Origin of the sequence: Archangium gephyra, assembly GCF_042230915.1 — a bacterium.
Lineage (GTDB): Bacteria > Myxococcota > Myxococcia > Myxococcales > Myxococcaceae > Archangium > Archangium gephyra_B.
In genome coordinates, this window is the sequence record NZ_CP102578.1 from 5,374,537 (window position 1) to 5,391,266 (window position 16,730).

Consider the following 16,730-nt stretch of genomic DNA (forward strand, 5'->3'; position numbering starts at 1 on the left):
GCGCCTCTCAGCCGAGCAGCGAGGCCACGATGGCCGGCCAGTCGGTGGTGGGAGGCAGACGGCCCTCGGCGTGCTCGGGGCGGCCACCGCCGCGGCCCCCGGCGGCCTCGGCGGCGCGCTTGAGGAAGGCTCCGCACCCGAAGCTGGAGCCACTGCCTCGCGTGATCAGCACCGACAGACCCTCGGGGTTGCGGCCGGCGAGCAGCACCACGGCCTCGGGCCGGCTGGTGAGCCGGGCGGCGACGGAGCGCAGGTACTCGGGCGTGGCGCCGTCGAGCACCGCCACCACGGGCTTGCCGGGGGACTGCGCCTGCTGGGCGGCGAGCTCCGCGGCGGTGGACTCGGCGAGCTTCGCCCGGGCGGCGCCGAGCGCCTCGCGGACCTCGGTCAGGTCCCTGCGCAGCTTGTCCACCGAGGCGGGCACATCCAGCGGCCCGCACGAGAAGCCCTTGCCGAGCGCGCGCAGGGTGCTGGCCTCCTGCCACAGCTCGCTCCGGGCGCGGCGGCCGGCGGAGAAGAGGACGCGGCCCTTGCCCTTGTAGCGCTCCACGCCGAGCACCCGCACCAGGCCCACCTGCGCCGAGCGCGTGCAGTGCGTGCCGCCACAGGGCGACACGTCGAAGTCCCCCATCTGGATGACGCGGATGTTGTCCGTCACCTTGGGGGCGCGGCGCAGGGGGAGGGCGGCCAGCTCCTCGGGCGTGGGGAAGAAGGCGCGGATGACGATGTCGTCGTCGATGATGGAGTTGACCAGGTCCTCGGCCTCGGCGACGCGGCGCTCGTCGAGCACGTCCAGGTCCACGTCGATGGTGCACAGCGTCTCGCCCAGGCGCGAGGACACGGTGTGGGCGTTGGCCACGTCCACCAGCGCGCGCGAGAGCATGTGCTGGCCGGTGTGCAGCGCCATGTGGACGCGGCGGCGCACGCGGTCGAGCTCCCCGGACAGCTCGGTGCCGACCTCGGGGAGCCCGGTGCCCTCGGGCAGCTCCAGCACGTGGTGGACGACACCCGCGTCATCCACCTGCACGTCGCGGATGGCCCGGCCGCCGAGCACGCCCCGGTCGGCCATCTGGCCACCGGCCTCGGGGTAGAAGGCGCTGCGGTCGAGCACGACGGAGGCGGCACCGTTCCACGTGCCATGCGCGAGCACGCGCCCGGTGAACCGGAAGAGGAAGGGATCGCTGTAGTAGAGGCGCTCGGTGGGGGTCATGGCTCCGGGAGGGATAACACGGGGCGCGAGCCCCCCGCCGCCCCTCCTGTGAATTCAAACAATCCCCGAGAAGCTGCAAATTCTAGAAATCTCATGATATAAGAAGAGCCCTCCTGACCGGCGCTCATGACTCCTGGGCCGCGCCGACCGCCGGGCACATGCCGTGTTCGGCACCTGGGCCCGGGGACGAGGCTCTTCCCATGCGTCTGCGCTCTCTCTTGCTGTCCGGGCTGCTCGCCCTGGCCTTCGCCGCTCCCCAGGCCCAGGCCATCACCTATGGCACGTCGGATGGAAATGCCCACCCGTACGTGGGCGCGCTGGTGGCCGCGGACTGGCTGCGGCCGGGGCAGAAGGACGTGCTGTGCTCGGGCACGCTCATCTCGCCGACCGTCTATGTGACGGCGGCGCACTGCACCACGTATCTGGAGTCGCTGGGCATCACCCAGGTCTGGGTCACCTTCGACGCGGCCTTCTCCTCGAAGGCGAAGCTCTACTCGGGCCGCATGTACTCGCACCCCGGCTACCCCGGCAACGAGCATGACTCGCTGGACATCGCGGTGGTGGTGCTGGACCAGCCGGTGCGTGGCATCACGCCGGCGCGGCTGCCCTCGGCGGGCCTGTTCGACGCGATGAAGGCGGCGGGCACCCTGCCGAGCCAGCTCTTCACCAACGTGGGCTACGGCGGCCAGGAGCGCGCCATCGACGCGGGCGGCCCGGTCATCGGCTACCTCGACACGCGCGAGGTGTCCGTCTCGTCCTTCAACGCGCTCAACGACACGTACCTGCGCCTGTCGCAGAACCAGGCCACCGGCAACAGCGGCACCTGCTACGGCGACTCGGGCGGCCCGCAGTTCCTCGGGGCCGGGGCGGGCGAGACGAACATCGTGGTGAGCACCACCATCACCGGCGACTCGCAGTGCGTGTCGACGAACGTGGACTACCGGCTCGACACGCCGTCGGCGCGCGCCTTCCTCTCGCAGTTCGTCACGCTGCCGTGAGGTGAGGGCAGGGCTGGAGCGGCACGCCGCAGGCTACTTGGGCCCGTAGCGCGTCTTGAGCTCGGCCATGGACAGGCCGCTCCAGCGCGAGAGCAGCTCCACGGCATCGCGGGCTTGCAGGAAGTGGAGCGTGTCTCCGGAGAAGACGGAGAGGAAGACGCCGCCGCAGTGGGGCAGCTTCGCGCCGCTCGACTCGAGGTAGTCCACCAGGCGCGGCAGGGTGTAGTCGAGCAGGAAGGAGCGGACGTTCTCGGCGGGGAGGACGAGCTCGTAGCTGGTGGCGCCGGAGAGCTCATCGCCCTGCTGGGCGCGGACGCGGGCGATGGCCTGGTTGGCCTCCAGGGCGGGGGCGCGGTCGAAGGCGAGGCGGAGCAGTTCGTCGGCGGCGGCGTCCATGCGTGGGCTCTCCTGCCCGGATTCCCACCATGCCGCCCCTGGAAGTGCAAGTGCGAAGGACGGCCGTCTGTGCTCCGGGGGAGCGGGGGAGGGCCTGCAATGGCGTCCTCGAATGGTTAGGCTCGTCGCATGGGAGACATGGAGCTGGCGGAGGCGCTGCGGCGGCAGGGCATCTCCGACGAGCGGGTGCTCGGGGTGATTCGTGAGCTCGAGCGGGCGGAGTTCGTCCCGGAGTCCATGCGGGACGCGGCGGGACAGGACTCGCCCCTGCCGATCGGCTACGGGCAGACGATCAGCCAGCCCTTCATCGTGGCCTATATGACGCAGGCGCTGAGCCTGAAGCCCGGGGAGCGGGTGCTGGAGATTGGAACGGGCTCGGGCTACCAGACGGCCGTGCTCGCGAGGCTGTGCGGCGAGGTGTACACGGTGGAGAGCCTCCCGGAGCTGGCGGGACCGGCCCGCGAGCGGCTGGGGCGGTTGGGCTTCGGCAACATCCACTTCCAGGTAGGCGATGGCACGGCGGGCTGGCCGGAGGCCGCGCCCTTCGACGCCATCATGGGCACGGCGGCCCCGGAGCGGCTGCCTCCGGCGCTCTACCAGCAGCTGCGGCCGGGTGGGCGGCTGGTGCTGCCGGTGGGCCCGCGGCATGGAGCCCAGGAGCTGCTCCGGGTCACCCGGCCGTCCCGGGAAGGGGAGGCCCCCCGGGTGGAGAAGCTGCTGGCCGTGCGCTTCGTGCCGATGACGAGCGCGCCGCCGCCCGGCTTCCTGCAGTGACGACGCAGGGGTGCATTGCCCGGGTGGAGCGGGGCCGGTAACCTTCCGGTCATGATCATCTGCCCCATGTGCGAGCACCAGCAGGCTCAGGGCACCGAGTGTGAAGTCTGTGGGAAGAAGCTGTTCACGACCGCGCCGGTGGCGGTGGCCGTGGCGCGGCTGCCGGACCTGGAGCAGACGCAGCTGGCGGGAGGGCGCGCGCCGGTGCAGACCGCGGCGATTCCCGACCTGGAGCTGACGGCCCAGCAGCCCGTGCAGTACGTCGCCGCACAGCCGATGCCGGAGATGGACACGGGACGCTCGGCGGCGGCGGGCAACGTCATGGTGGCGCCCATCCAGGACATGGACACGGGCCGGGCGCTCTCGGACGGCATGAAGACGGCGGCGCCCACGGGCCCGGTCGTCTGCCGCTACTGCCGCAACGTGCAGGACATCGGGGCGGTGTGCGATCGCTGCGGCATGCGGTTGCCCAAGGCGCGCCTGGCGCAGCCCGAGGCGGCCACCCGGGCGGCGCGGTCCGGAGAGCGCACGGCGTGCCCGAAGTGCCACACGCCCGGTTACGCGGGCCGGGCCTGCGTCACCTGCAGCACGCTGATTCCAGCGGCGGAGTGAGGACGAGAGCCATGGGCACGCCTGCCTTTCACGCCGAATACGCCTGCAGCGAGGGCTGTGGCTTCCGGGCCTCGTTGCTGGAGGTCGTCTACCGCTGCCCGAAGTGCGAGGGGCTGCTGGAGGTGGCGCACGACGTGGAGGCGCTGCGCTCGGTGCCGGCGGAGGAGTGGAGGCGGCGCTTCGAGCAGCGCTTCGGCGCGTCGCGGCTGCCGTACGCCTCGGGGGTGTGGGGCAAGCACGAGTGGGTGTACCCGCAGCTGCCGGCGGAGGACATCGTCTCGCTGGGCGAGGGGCGGGTGCCGCTCAAGGCGTTGCCGCGGATGGCGGCGGAGCTGGGGTTGGCGAGCCTGGATTTGAAGGAGTGCGGAGTTTCGCCGACGGGCAGCTTCAAGGACTGGGGGATGACGGTCCTGGTGTCGGCGGTGAAGCACATGAGGGCGAGGGGAGTGCCCATCCGGGCGGTGGCGTGCGCGTCGACGGGGGACACCTCGGCGGCGCTGGCGGCGTACTGCGCGGCGGCGGGGATTCCCTCGGTGGTGTTCCTGCCGAAGGACAAGGTGTCGCTGTCGCAACTGGTGCAGCCGGTGGCGAACGGCGCGCGGGTGCTGTCGCTGGACACGGACTTCGACGGCTGCATGAAGCTGGTGCAGCAGGTGACGCGGGACGCGGGCCTGTACCTGGCCAACTCGATGAACTCGCTGCGCATCGAGGGGCAGAAGGTGGTGGCCATCGAGCTGTGCCAGGATCTGGGCTGGGAGCCGCCGGACTGGGTGGTGATTCCAGGTGGAAACCTGGGCAACGCGAGCGCGCTGGGCAAGGGCTTCGAGCTGATGCACGCGCTGGGGATGATCTCCAAGCGGCCGAGGCTCGCGGTGGCGCAGGCGCAGCGGGCCAACCCGCTGATGAGATCGTTCCGAGGAGGCTTCGCGGAGCTGGTGCCGATGAAGGCCGAGCGGACGCTGGCGTCGGCGATCCAGATTGGCGCGCCGGTGTCGTTCCGGCGAGCGGTGAAGATGCTGAAGGCGTTCGACGGGGTGGTGGAGGAGGCGACGGAGTCGGAGCTGGCGAACGCGGCGGCGAGGGCGGACCGGGAGGGCACGTTCACGTGTCCGCACACGGGGGTGGCGCTGGCGGCGCTGGAGAAGCTGGTGGCGCAGGGAGTGGTTGCGCGGGGAGCGCGGGTGGCGGTGGTGTCCACGGCGCACGGGCTGAAGTTCCCGGACTTCAAGGTGGGCTACCACCGGGGAGCGCTGGAAGACGTGAAGAGCCGTCTGGCCAACCCCCCGGTGGATCTCCCCGCGAACCTGGACGCGGTCCGCGGCGCGCTGTCGGACCTGTAGCCCGTAGGCCCTGTCCCGGGGCCTCAGAGCCGGCGCAGGTATTGGATGGCGTCCTGCTCTCCGGAGGACGTCCAGCCCTCGTCCATGAGACGGATCAGCAGATCCCGGAGCCCTCGATCCTGACGCAGACGCTGGGCGAGCCCGGAGTCCTGGCGCGCGAGCCGCACGAATTCGAGCGCCACGTCGTCCGCGTCGGTGCTGTAGTCCTGATTGAGGCTCTGGAAGACCATCTGGACGAAGCGGGGATCCGTGCGGTGCTGGTTGGCCAGGGCGCGTGCGAGGCCGGACTCGTCCGTGCCCGTCAGGAGCCCCGTGTAGCGGGATACGAACTGCCGGGTGGCCGGGTTGCTGGTCCCCGCGGTCTCCACGTAGACGTGGTCCGCGAGCATGGCGCCGAGAATGCCGCCGACGAGTGCTCCGATCGCGACGCCCACGGGCCCCGCCCAGATGCCACCGGCCGCCCCCATGGCCGCTCCGGCCGTGAAGCTCCCGCCCAGCCCTCCCGCGATGCTGGCCGCCTCCCGTCCCGTCTGCCACGGACGGTTCTCCGCGGTTCCGATGTTGTAGGCCGCAACGGCGAAGGTGGCGATCCACAGTCCACGTGCCGCCCAGCGCAGCTTCGGAATCCTCGCGGTTTCACTGGGCCGCGAGCGCCCTGCGGCCTCGATCACCTCCTGGTACACCTGGCGCTGCTGATTGCCGTTGAGGGTCTCGATGGGGCGAGGCTCGAGCTTGAGCTTCTTCATGGCCTTGGCGATCGCCTCGTCGAGCGACAGGCCCTTCTGCTTGAGGCTCTCGGCGTAGGCCCTGCCCAGATCGAAATCCCGCGCCCGTTGCAGATCCAGGATCTGATTGCGCATCTCATTGGCCAGCTTGGCGCCATTGAATGCCGTCATCTCGCCGGCCTGGACCGCCGCGCGGATGTCCCGGCTCATGTCCGCGATCTTCACGACGTACTCGGCGCGGACCTGGGCCGCGCGAATAATGCGGATGGCGAAGTTGTTCGCCGTCGTCTCGAAATCCCGCAGGGCCGCTTCCAACCTCGGGTCATCCGCCATCACGAACTTCCTTTGTGCAGGGTATGGACGGCGAGTCGATGCCTCGCCAGCCGCCGTGGATACCGCCAGCCCAGCGGCGGGAACATGCGGAACCGGGCCCGGGGCCCCACTTCCAACTGGTACTCGCGCTCGTTGCGGAAGAACGCGAAGCGGACCCAGTCCTCGCCCGTGGCCCGGATCTCCAGGAGCCCCGGGGCGAACGTGGCGCCCGCCTCCAGGGCATCCTCCAGCTCGCCACCGCGTCCGATCAGGTACACGTGCAGCCCCTCGTCATAGGGGCTGTCCTCGGTGAGCCAGAGGAGACTGCTTCCGTCCGCCAGGTCGAACTGCGCTTCCAGGATGACGCCGGTGACGACGAAATCGAGCACCTTCCCGTCCCGAGCCACCCGGGCCAGGTGCTTCTCCGGGTCCACCTCCACCAGCGAATGTCTCCGCGCCTCGTGCATCGGCTCCTCGCCTTCCAGCCTAGCGGGCCGCCACATGGGCGTGCAAACCACGGCACCTCCCGGTGAAGGCCCGTACTCAGTGTCCTCCTGTTTTCGCGCGCAGCTCGGCCTCGCGGCGGTACACCTCGGGCATGCCCACCCGGAGGAACACGGGAAGGTCCAACTCCGGGTAGGCCGCCAGCACGCGCTGCACGGCCCCGGCCACCGCCTCGTCGCGCACTGGCAGGGTGGGCCCGGTGGCGCGGACCAGCTCGATCACCTTCTCCAGGTACGCCCGCTGCCGCGACAGCAACTCCGGACCCGCGGACGGCCCGCGCCCTGGGTGCACATAGCGGGGATTGAGCCGCGCCAGCTCCTCCAGCCGCTGGAGCCACTCGTGCTGGTAGCCCAGCTCCAGCCACGCGTGCGTGCCGTTGGCCACCAGGTCCCCCGTGAACAGGTGTCCCTCCCACTCCACGGCCACCTGCGCGTCGCTGCACCCCGGCCCCATCACGTGTGCCTTCAGCTTCAGCCCCGCGGCCTCCAGCACCGCCGTCTCCTCGCCAAACGACTCCGGCCGCGGCTCCGCCTCCGGCCAGTCCGGCGCGTACCGGTCCTTGAACCAGCGCGTGCGCAGCTCGAACACCGCCGGAATCCGCTCGAGCACCTGCCGGGCCGTCACCACCCGGATGCCCCGCTCCTGGAACACACCCGTCCCGTTGAACTTGTCCGGGTTGGGATGCAGCACCACCGCCAGCACCACCTTCTTCCCCGTCTCCCGCTCGGCTAGCTCGAGCACCTCGCGGGCCGCCGAGGTCAGGAATTGGGTGTCGAGGACGATCAGTCCCTCCGGGCCTTCAATCCAGTACGAGTGGGTGGAGAAGCCCCAGGGCTTGGAGGTGTAGACCCCCACCCGGGAGTCCTCCTTCAGCCGATGGGCGGTACCCTCGTAGCGGCGCCCGGGTGACGCGGTGGGGGCGGTGGCACAGCCGGACAGGAAGAGCAGCAACAGACTCGCGAACAGTTGGACGTGTTTCATGTCCGGAAGAGTGCACCCGCCCGGCCGTGGCGTCTTTCGTGGGTCGGACGGTTTTTTGTTCCAATCCGCCAAAGGCTCCGAGGGGCACCGCGAGCTCCTGTCCGTCAGGTGATAGAGCCGTGGGCCTCCAGGGCAATAGGTCGCATCGGGACCCTGTGTTGGTATCCGCGCAACTGCCTCGGCCCCCCGTCCCACCCTCCGTCAGCCCGTGAAACCTCATGACTGGCATTGTCGGTGACGGTGGCCCCATGCCCGAAGTCATGACGTGAGCATGAATTCCAGACACATGGATTGTCGACCTTTGCGCGAATGCCAGCGCCAGGCAGACGTGTGAGGTGTTTGCCGCACCGGGCGGGGAGGGGGGCTGCGACTACGAACCTGGGGAGAGAGCACCTTGCGGAACCGCCTGCGATCGAGGCAGTGGACTCAATGTCTGGTTTTCACCGTGCTCCTGGGGCTGCTGGGCCTCTCCAGTATCGGGTGTGACACTTCCAACCCGGCGCCCCCGGGCGAGGATCCGCCCCAGGAAACCCCCGCGCCCCCGCCGCCGCCTCCTCCTCCTGTCGGCACGCTTCCGGCGGGCACCAGCCTGCTGCTTCAGGTCGTCGATGACACCGGCAACCCGGTGACGGGAGCCGCTATCTCCTCCCAGGGCTCTGTCTTCCCCGTCGACAGCTCCGGCCATCTGCTGCTGGAGAACCTCGCGCCGGGCCGCTTGCTGGCCCGCGTGGATGCACTGGGTTTCACGTCGGCCACGGCGGTGGTGGAGCTGCAGGAGGGCGCTCACGCTGGAGCCCGCGTGAAGCTGCTCCACCTGCCCGAGCCTCTTCCCTTCAAGGCCGAAGAGGGCGGCACCCTGCAGACACCGCAGGTGCGCGTCACCATTCCTGCGGACGCCGTCGTGGATGCGCTGGGCCAGCCCGTCACCGGCACCGTGGACGTCACCATCGTCCCACTGGATCCGACGAGCCAGTTGGCCGCGATGCCAGGCCCATTGGAAGCCACGCGCGTGGCGGAGGGCGAGACGGTGCAGCTGGAGAGCGTTTTCATGGCGGAGGTGAGCCTGTGGAGCAACGGGGCGCCCGTGCAACTGGCGCCGGGCAAGTCCGCCACCTTGGAGTTCGTCCTCCCAGAGTCCCTGGCCAGCCAGTTCCACGTGGGGGACAGCGTGCCAGCGTGGTGGTTCGATCTGGACGAGGGCCGCTGGCGCGAGGAGGGGGAGGGAACCATCCAGCCCTCCACGGCGCAGCCGGACAGGCTGGCCTGGGCCGTCACGGTGAAGCACTTCACGTGGTGGAATTGCGACAAGCCGTGGACTGACAAGAGCTGTGTGAACGTGCTCGTGGTGGACGAGAGTGGGGCACCCGCCGAGGGCGTGACGGTGAACGCCCAGGGGGCCAGCTACACGGGCTCCAGCACGCCCGTGCGCACCGGAGCCGATGGCCGGGCGTGCATCGAGATCAAGCGAGGCCACACGGCCAACGTCTTCGCTGGGCTGGCCGATGAGCCCCCCTCGGGCGCGGCGACGGTGACGGGGACGGAGGCAGCGGCCGTGTGCGGCAGCGGCGCGTGCACCGAGGTGCGGCTCACCCTGTCGGACGACGTCATCTGCACGCCGGGGGCCTACGAGACCTGTGCGTACCCGGGGCCGGCTGGGACCGAGGGCAAGGGGTTGTGCCGGGCGGGCCGTCGGCAGTGCAACATCATCGGGACGGAGTGGAGCGCCTGCCGGGGGCAGGTGCTGCCCGGGACCGAGAGCTGCCGGACGCCCTTCGATGATGACTGCGACGGGGCGGTGAACGAGGAGTGCAGCTGCTCGGACCAGGAGGGCTCGCCCTGCTATGGCGGCGCCAGCGGCACACTGGGGGTGGGCATCTGCCGGGCCGGGACGGTGGCATGCGACAAGTTCGGCAACGTCGTGTGTGAGGGGCGACGGCTCCCCCGGCCGGAGACGTGCTCGACGCTCGAGGATGACAACTGCAATGGCGTGAGCGAAGGGTGCGAGCCCGCGCCCGAGTGGCTCTGGGCCGTGGACGCCAAGGGCACGAGCTGCACGTCCTCCACGAAGCTGCTGGGCATGGCCGTGGACGGCGAGGGCAACACGCTGACCCTGAGCGGCTTCAATGGCACTGCCACCCTCGGTGGCGCGGTCTTCACGGGAGACGAGCACGATCTGCTCCTGGTGAAGGTGGATGCCAGTGGTGAACCTGTCTGGGCCCAACTCCTCGACCTCGACAGACGCGACTCCTATTACTCCACGAAGGAGGACATCACCGTGGACGCCATGGGCGCCGTGGTGGTGGCGGGGTCGTTCTACGGCACCCTGAGCATCGATGGTCTCTCGCTGGTCAACGAAGGCCCTCCGAAAACGTTCGTGGCGAAGTTCGCTCCCAATGGCAGCCTGCTGTGGGCCCGGGACTTCGGTGGGAGGCTCGGCAGTGGGGCCGTGGCCACGGACGCCGCTGGCAACGTCATCCTCCTGGCGATGTATGAGGGTGGCGGCATCTTCGTGGCGAAGCTCGAGGCGGGCACGGGAGCGCCCCTCTGGAGCCGGAGCATCCGGGGGGAGAGCGGGTTGCACTTCGCCATCGCCCTCGACGTGGATGCGGCGGGCGATGTCCTGCTGGCGGCCAACTTCTACGGCACGCTCGGCATCGATGAACACGTGATCGTCTCCTCCAGTTGGGCGGGCCAGGATGTATTCGTCACCAAGCTCGAGGGCTCCACGGGCAGGGCGCTCTGGCTCCGGAGCATGGGCCGGATCGGAGGGGAAGGAGGAGGCCCTCCGTACCTGAAGGTGGTGGGGGCGGGCTCGGTGTTGGTGCTGAAGGAGCACGCGGGAGAGACGAAACTCTCCAAGCTCTCCGCGGATGGCTCGGAGCTCTGGAGCCGAATCATCGCCGGCAGATCCTGGTTGCGCCTGCACCTGGGGGTGGACGCCGCGGGCAATGCCCTGCTCACCGGGACGTTCGAAGGCAGTCTCGACCTGGGCGGTGGGAGCCGCCAGTCCGCCGGTCCGGCTGCGTTCGTGGCCTGGTACGACCAGGAGGGCAGGTATCTCAAGGATCACGTCCTCTCCTCGGAGCGCCGTGAGCTGGACGGAGCGCCGCTGGGAACCTCCTGGGGAGTCGGAGCAGGCGTCGACCCCGAGGGCAACCTGCTGCTGGGAGGGTGGTTCGAGGGCACCATGGACTTCGGGCTGGGGCCGGTGCCCACGTGTGCCCCCACCTCCTTCGTGGTGAAGCTGGATCCCACCCCCGTCACGCCCAGCCACTTCAACCCCGTCATCCGCCGGGCCACCCGCTCCTCGGAGACGGCCACGCCCGGCGCGGTGCTCACCTTCGAGGTGGAGGCGTGGGATCCCGAGGGCTCCGCGCTGGGCTTCTCGTGGGCCGCCACCACGGGCTCGCCCGGCACAGCGGACAGCGGCGCCACCACCAGCCGCATCACCTGGACGGCGCCCGCCTGCGTCCGTGCGGACACGCCCGCGGCCCTCACCGTCACGGTCACCAACGCCTTCGGGAAGACGGCCGAGCGGCGCTTCTTGGTCAGCGGGCTGCCGTCCTGTGAGTGGACCTCGACGGGCTCCATGGCCTCGCCTCGCCGTTACCACACGGTGACGCCGCTGCCCGGCGGCACGGTGCTCGTCGCGGGGGGAGAGGGGAGCTCCCCGAGCGATATCCTCGCGACGACGGAGGTGTACGACCCGGCCACGGGCACCTGGAGTGCCGCTGGCTCCATGGTGTGGCATCGCGAAGTCCACACAGCGACGCCGCTGCCCGGCGGCAAGGTGCTCGTCACGGGCGGCGAGGGGCGGTCCCCCTTCTACCTCCTCGCGATGGCGGAGGTGTATGACCCGGTCACGGGCACCTGGAGTGCTGTGAAGTCCATGGCCTCGGCTCGCTCGAACCACACGGCGACGCTGCTGCCCGATGGCAAGGTGCTCGTCGCGGGGGGCTATGGCGGGAGTAGCGGCGTCTACCTCGGGACGGCGGAGGTGTACGACCCGGTCACGGACACCTGGCGCGCTACCGGTTCCCTGACGTCGCCTCGCTACGGCCACACGGCGACGCTGCTGCCCGATGGCAAGGTGCTCGTCACGGGGGGCTATGGCGTGAGTAGCACCCTCGCGTTGGCGGAGGTGTACGACCCGGCCACGGGCACCTGGAGTGCTGCCGGTTCCATGACGTCGCCTCGCTATGGCCACACGGCGACACTGCTGCCCGGCGGCAAGGTGCTCATCGTGGGGGGATTTGCTTCCTGGGGCAGCTACCTCGCGACGGCGGAGGTGTACGACCCGGCTACGGGCACCTGGAGCGCGGCTGGCCGCATGGTCATGCCTCATGAAGGCCACACGGCGACGTTGCTCCCCGACGGCAAGGTGCTCATCGCGGGGGGAATCCATGGCAGTGGTCCGCCGGTGGCGGAGGTGTACGACCCGGCCACGGGCACCTGGCGCGGTGCCGGCTCCATGGCCTCGCCTCGCCTCAGCCACGAAGCGGCGCTGCTGCCTGGCGGCAAGGTGCTCGTCGTGGGGGGAGAGGGCGGCGGCATGTCGGCGGAGCTGTACACGCCCTGAGCTCCGAGCGTCATTGACGTCCATGACAGACACGCGTGCGGGGCGGGCAGGGCGGGGCTGCGAATACGAACCTGGAGAGATCACCTTGCGGAACTTCCTGCGACCGAGGCAGTGGACTCGATGTCTGGCTTTCACCGTGCTCCTGGGGCTCCTGGGCCTGGGCGGCATTGGATGTGACACCTCCAACCCGGCGCCCCCGGGCGAGGACCCGCCCCAGGAAACTCCCGAGCCACCCCCACCGCCGCCGCCTCCTCCTCCCGTCGGCACGCTCCCGGCGGGCACCAGCCTGCTGCTTCAGGTCGTCGATGACACGGGCAACCCGGTGGCAGGGGCCGCCGTCTCCTCTCAGGGCGCTGTCTTCCCCGTCGACAGCTCCGGCCATCTGCTGCTGGAGAACCTCCCGCCAGGGCGCTTGCTGGCCCGCGTGGACGCACTGGGTTTCACGTCGGCCACGGCGGTGGTGGAGCTACAGGAGGACGCTCACGCCGGAGCCCGGGTGAAGCTGCTCCACCTGCCCGAGCCTCTTCCCTTCAAGGCCGAGGAGGGCGGCACCCTGCAGACACCGCAGGTGCGCGTCACCATCCCTCCGGACGCCGTCGTGGATGCACTGGGCCAGCTCGTCACCGGCACCGTGGACGTCACCATCGCTCCGTTGGATCCGACGACGCAGCTGGCCGCCATGCCAGGCCCGCTGGAGGGCACGCGCGTGGCGGAGGGCGAGACGGTGCAGCTGGAGAGCTTCTTCATGGCGGAGGTGAGCCTGTGGAGCAACGGAGCGCCCGTGCAGTTGGCGCCGGGCAAGTCCGCCACCCTGGAGTTCGTCCTCCCAGAGTCGCTGGCCAGCCAGTTCCACGTGGGGGACAGCGTGCCGGCGTGGTGGTTCGATCTGGACGAGGGCCGCTGGCGCGAGGAGGGGGAGGGCACCATCCAGCCCTCCACGACGCAGCCGGACAGGCTGGCCTGGTTTGTCACGGTGAAGCACTTCACGTGGTGGAACTGTGATGCGCCCGTGACGGACAAGAGCTGTGTGAACGTGCTCGTGGTGGATGGGAAGGGCGCACCTGCCAAGGGCGCAACGGTGAGCGCGGAGGGGACCAGCTACACGGGAGCCAGCAGGACCGCGTCCACCGGAGCCGATGGCCGGGCGTGCATCGAGATCAAGCGAGGCAGCACGGCCAACGTCTTCGCCGGACTGGCCGGTGCGCCCGTCTCGGGCATGGTGGCGGTGACAGGGAGCGCGGGGGCGGCGGTGTGCGGCAGCGGTCCGTGCACCGAGGTGCGGCTCACCCTGGCGGACGTCATCTGCGCGCCGGGGGCCTACGAGACCTGTGCGTACACGGGGCCCGCTGGGACGGAAGGGAAGGGGCTGTGCCGGGCCGGCCGCCGGCAGTGCAACATCATCGGGACGGAGTGGAGCGCCTGCCGGGGAGAAGTGCTGCCAGCGGCCGAGAGCTGCCGGACGCCCTTCGATGACGACTGCGACGGGACGCTGAATGAGGAGTGCCTTTGTTCGGACCAGGAGGGCTTGCCCTGCTATGGCGGCGCCATCGGCACACTGGGGGTGGGCATCTGCGGTGCCGGAACGGTGGCGTGCGACAAGTTCGGCAACGTCGTCTGTGAAGGGCAACGGCTCCCCCGGCCGGAGACGTGCTCGACGCTCGAGGATGACAACTGCAATGGCGTGAGCGAAGGGTGTGAGCCCGCGTCCGAGTGGTGGTGGGCCGTGGACGCCAAGGGCACGAGCTGCACGTCCTCCACGGAGCTGCTGGGCATGCGCGTGGATGGCGAGGGCAACACGCTGACCCTGAGCAGCTTCAATGGCACCGCGACCCTTGGCGGCGCGGTCTTCACGGGAGACGAGGACGATCTGCTCCTGGTGAAGGTGGATGCCAGCGGGGAACCTGTCTGGACCCAACTCCTCGACATCTACCACCGCCTCTCCGATGAACACCTCACGAAGGAGAGCCTCACCGTGGATGCGATGGGCGCCGTGGTGGTGGCGTCGTCGTTCATGGGCCCTGTGAGCATCGATGGTGTCTCGCTGGAACCCTCTTCGAGCTCCTTCGTGGCGAAGTTCGCTCCCAATGGCAGCCTGCTGTGGTTGCGGAGCCTGGCTGAGCATTCGGGGGGAGAATGGCTCGGCAGTGGGGCCGTGGCCACGGACGCGGATGGCAACGTGATCGTCCTGGCGACGTACGATCGCGGCGGCGCCTTCGTGGCGAAGCTCGAGGCGGGCACGGGAGCGGCCCTCTGGAGCCGGAGCTTCCGGGACCGGTTGCTCTTCGCCCAGGCCCTCGACGTGGATGAGGCGGGCGATGTCCTGCTGGCGGCCGCCTTGTCCTCCAGTGGGTGGGGCCAGGTCTTCGTCGCGAAGCTCGAGGGCTCCACGGGCACGGATCTCTGGAGCCGGAGTGCGGGCCGGGTCGGGGGAGAAGGAGGCGGCCCTCCGTACCTGAAGGTGGCGGGGGCGGGCTCGGTGTTGGTGCTGAAGGAGCACGCGGGAGAGATGACGCTCTCCAAGCTCTCCGCGAGCGGCGAGGCGCTCTGGAGCCGAAGCATCGGCGTCAGATCCAGGGGTCGCCTGCACCTGGGGGTGGACGCCGCGGGCAACGCCCTGCTCACCGGGACGTTCGAAGGCAGTCTCGACCTGGGCGGTGGAGGCCGCTATTCCGCCGGCCCCGCTGCGTTCGTGGCCTGGTACGACCAGGAGGGCAGGTATCTCAAGGACCACGTCGTCCCCTCGCTGCTCCGTGAGGTGGACGGAGCGCCGCTGGGAACCTCCTGGGGAGTCGGAGCAGGCGTCGACCCCGAGGGCAACCTGCTGCTGGGGGGCTGGTTCGAGGGCACCGTGGACTTCGGGCTGGGGCCGGTGAGCGCGTGCGCCCCCACCTCCTTCCTGGAGAAGCTCGATCCCACCCCCGCCACGCCTGGCCACTTCAAGCCCGTCATCACCCGGGCCACCCGCTCCTCGGAGACGGCCACGCCCGGCGCGGTGCTCACCTTCGAGGTGGAGGCGTGGGATCCCGAGGGCTCCGCGCTGGGCTTCTCGTGGGCCGCCACCACGGGCTCGCCCGGCACAGCGGACAGCGGCGCCACCACCAGCCGCATCACCTGGACGGCGCCCGCCTGCATCCGCGCGGGCACTCCCGCGGCCCTCACCGCCACGGTCACCAACGCCTTCGGGAAGACGGCCGAGCGGCGCTTCTTGGTCAGCGGGCTGCCGTCCTGTGAGTGGACCTCGACGGGCTCCATGGCCTCGCCTCGCCGTTACCACACGGCGACGCCGCTGCCCGGCGGCACGGTGCTCGTCACGGGAGGAGAGGGGAGCTCCCCGAGCGACACCCTCGCGACGACGGAGGTGTACGACCCGGCCACGGGTACCTGGAGTGCCGCTGGCTCCATGACGTGGCATCGAGAAGGCCACACGGCGACGCCGCTGCCCGGCGGCAAGGTGCTCGTCACGGGGGGCGAGGGGCGCTACCCCGTCTACCTCCTCGCGACGGCGGAGGTGTACGACCCGGCCACGGGCACCTGGAGTGCTGTGAGATCCATGGCCTCGGCTCGTCTAAGCCACACGGCGACGCGACTGCCCGATGGCAAGGTGCTCGTCGCGGGGGGCTATGGCGGCAGTGGTGGCACCCTCGCGACGGCGGAGGTCTACGACCCGGTCACCGACACCTGGAGCGCTGCCGGTTCCATGACGTCGCCTCGAGAAGGCCACAGGGCGACACTTCTGTCCGATGGCAAGGTGCTCATCGCGGGCGGATTTGATTACAGGAGTGGCTACCTCGCGACGGCGGAGGTGTACGACCCGGCCACGGGGACCTGGAGTGCCGCCGGTTCCATGGCCTCGCCTCGCCGTCGCCACACGGCGACGCTGCTGCCCGATGGCAAGGTGCTCGTCGCGGGGGGCTACGCCTCGGGTCGAGGCAGCCTCGCGACGGCGGAGGTGTACGACCCGGCCACGGGCACCTGGAGCGCGGCTGGCCGCATGGCCATGCCTCATGACAGCCACACGGCGACGGTGCTCCCCGACGGCAAGGTGCTCGTCGCGGGAGGAGCCTATGGCGGGATTCGCGGCTACCTCGGGACGGCGGAGGTGTACGACCCGGCCACGGGCACCTGGCGCGGTGCCGGCTCCATGGCCTCGCCTCGCCAGGACCACGAGGCGGCGCTGCTGCCGGACGGCAAGGTGCTCGTCATCGGGGGATTCGCCAGTAGCTGGAGCGTCACGACGGCGGAGCTGTACGCGCCCTGAGCGCCGAGAACACGAACCTGGGGAGAGCACCTTGCGGAATC

11 protein-coding genes are annotated in these 16,730 nt (G+C 70.2%); 6 read left to right on the plus strand and 5 right to left on the minus strand.

What is annotated here, in order from left to right; genetic code table 11:
* Positions 1 to 7: 7 nt before the first annotated feature.
* A complete protein-coding gene (locus NR798_RS21125) occupies positions 8 to 1,210 on the minus strand; it encodes an alanyl-tRNA editing protein (protein ID WP_375773286.1) in 1,203 nt (400 codons plus the stop codon).
* A 200-nt stretch (positions 1,211 to 1,410) separates the two neighbouring features.
* Between NR798_RS21125 and NR798_RS21130 the strand changes: the two genes are divergently transcribed.
* On the plus strand, positions 1,411 to 2,208 hold the full coding sequence (locus NR798_RS21130) for a trypsin-like serine protease (RefSeq protein WP_375773287.1): 798 nt from the start codon (positions 1,411 to 1,413) through the stop codon (positions 2,206 to 2,208).
* A 33-nt stretch (positions 2,209 to 2,241) separates the two neighbouring features.
* Here NR798_RS21130 and NR798_RS21135 read toward each other — a convergent pair whose 3' ends face one another.
* Positions 2,242 to 2,604, minus strand: a complete 363-nt coding sequence (locus NR798_RS21135) for an STAUR_1299 family protein (protein WP_375773288.1) — start codon at positions 2,602 to 2,604, stop codon at positions 2,242 to 2,244.
* Positions 2,605 to 2,733: 129 nt separating this feature from the next.
* On the opposite strand from NR798_RS21135, the gene NR798_RS21140 reads away from it, so the two are divergent.
* The 3 genes from NR798_RS21140 to thrC are packed head-to-tail and all read left to right on the plus strand — an operon-like array spanning position 2,734 to position 5,330.
* The gene (locus tag NR798_RS21140; protein WP_375773289.1) at positions 2,734 to 3,378 is read left to right on the plus strand and encodes a protein-L-isoaspartate(D-aspartate) O-methyltransferase; all 645 of its coding nucleotides are present in this window, start codon (positions 2,734 to 2,736) and stop codon (positions 3,376 to 3,378) included.
* A gap of 51 nt (positions 3,379 to 3,429) precedes the next feature.
* The gene (locus tag NR798_RS21145; RefSeq protein ID WP_375773290.1) at positions 3,430 to 3,990 is read left to right on the plus strand and encodes a hypothetical protein; all 561 of its coding nucleotides are present in this window, start codon (positions 3,430 to 3,432) and stop codon (positions 3,988 to 3,990) included.
* 11 nt (positions 3,991 to 4,001) lie between these two features.
* On the plus strand, positions 4,002 to 5,330 hold the full coding sequence (thrC, locus tag NR798_RS21150) for a threonine synthase (protein ID WP_375773291.1): 1,329 nt from the start codon (positions 4,002 to 4,004) through the stop codon (positions 5,328 to 5,330).
* 23 nt (positions 5,331 to 5,353) lie between these two features.
* Here thrC and NR798_RS21155 read toward each other — a convergent pair whose 3' ends face one another.
* Genes NR798_RS21155 through NR798_RS21165 form a run of 3 tightly spaced genes read right to left on the minus strand, consistent with a single transcriptional unit; the run spans position 5,354 to position 7,852 of the window.
* On the minus strand, positions 5,354 to 6,388 hold the full coding sequence (locus NR798_RS21155; protein ID WP_375773292.1) for a hypothetical protein: 1,035 nt from the start codon (positions 6,386 to 6,388) through the stop codon (positions 5,354 to 5,356).
* The gene (locus NR798_RS21160; protein ID WP_375773293.1) at positions 6,388 to 6,870 is read right to left on the minus strand and encodes a hypothetical protein; all 483 of its coding nucleotides are present in this window, start codon (positions 6,868 to 6,870) and stop codon (positions 6,388 to 6,390) included. Before NR798_RS21160 ends, NR798_RS21155 begins: the two co-directional genes overlap by 1 nt.
* Before the next feature lie 40 nt (positions 6,871 to 6,910).
* On the minus strand, positions 6,911 to 7,852 hold the full coding sequence (locus tag NR798_RS21165) for an MBL fold metallo-hydrolase (protein WP_375773294.1): 942 nt from the start codon (positions 7,850 to 7,852) through the stop codon (positions 6,911 to 6,913).
* A 445-nt stretch (positions 7,853 to 8,297) separates the two neighbouring features.
* Here NR798_RS21165 and NR798_RS21170 point away from each other — a divergent pair, with 445 nt between their 5' ends.
* Both NR798_RS21170 and NR798_RS21175 read left to right on the plus strand, forming a co-directional pair.
* Entirely contained in the window at positions 8,298 to 12,431 is a 4,134-nt protein-coding gene (locus NR798_RS21170; protein WP_375773295.1) for a kelch repeat-containing protein, read from the plus strand.
* Positions 12,432 to 12,516: 85 nt separating this feature from the next.
* Positions 12,517 to 16,689: a kelch repeat-containing protein gene (locus NR798_RS21175; RefSeq protein ID WP_375773296.1), complete on the plus strand. Its 4,173-nt coding sequence runs from the start codon at positions 12,517 to 12,519 to the stop codon at positions 16,687 to 16,689.
* The last annotated feature ends 41 nt before the right edge of the window (positions 16,690 to 16,730 follow it).

Coding starts and splice junctions, on each gene's coding strand:
- NR798_RS21165 (WP_375773294.1), bottom strand. CDS start 7,852: ATGAAACACGTCCAACTGTTCGCGAGTCTGTTGCTGCTCTTCCTGTCC.
- NR798_RS21155 (WP_375773292.1), bottom strand. CDS start 6,388: ATGGCGGATGACCCGAGGTTGGAAGCGGCCCTGCGGGATTTCGAGACG.
- NR798_RS21145 (WP_375773290.1), top strand. CDS start 3,430: ATGATCATCTGCCCCATGTGCGAGCACCAGCAGGCTCAGGGCACCGAG.
- NR798_RS21160 (WP_375773293.1), bottom strand. CDS start 6,870: ATGTGGCGGCCCGCTAGGCTGGAAGGCGAGGAGCCGATGCACGAGGCG.
- NR798_RS21135 (WP_375773288.1), bottom strand. CDS start 2,604: ATGGACGCCGCCGCCGACGAACTGCTCCGCCTCGCCTTCGACCGCGCC.
- thrC (WP_375773291.1), top strand. CDS start 4,002: ATGGGCACGCCTGCCTTTCACGCCGAATACGCCTGCAGCGAGGGCTGT.
- NR798_RS21130 (WP_375773287.1), top strand. CDS start 1,411: ATGCGTCTGCGCTCTCTCTTGCTGTCCGGGCTGCTCGCCCTGGCCTTC.
- NR798_RS21140 (WP_375773289.1), top strand. CDS start 2,734: ATGGGAGACATGGAGCTGGCGGAGGCGCTGCGGCGGCAGGGCATCTCC.
- NR798_RS21125 (WP_375773286.1), bottom strand. CDS start 1,210: ATGACCCCCACCGAGCGCCTCTACTACAGCGATCCCTTCCTCTTCCGG.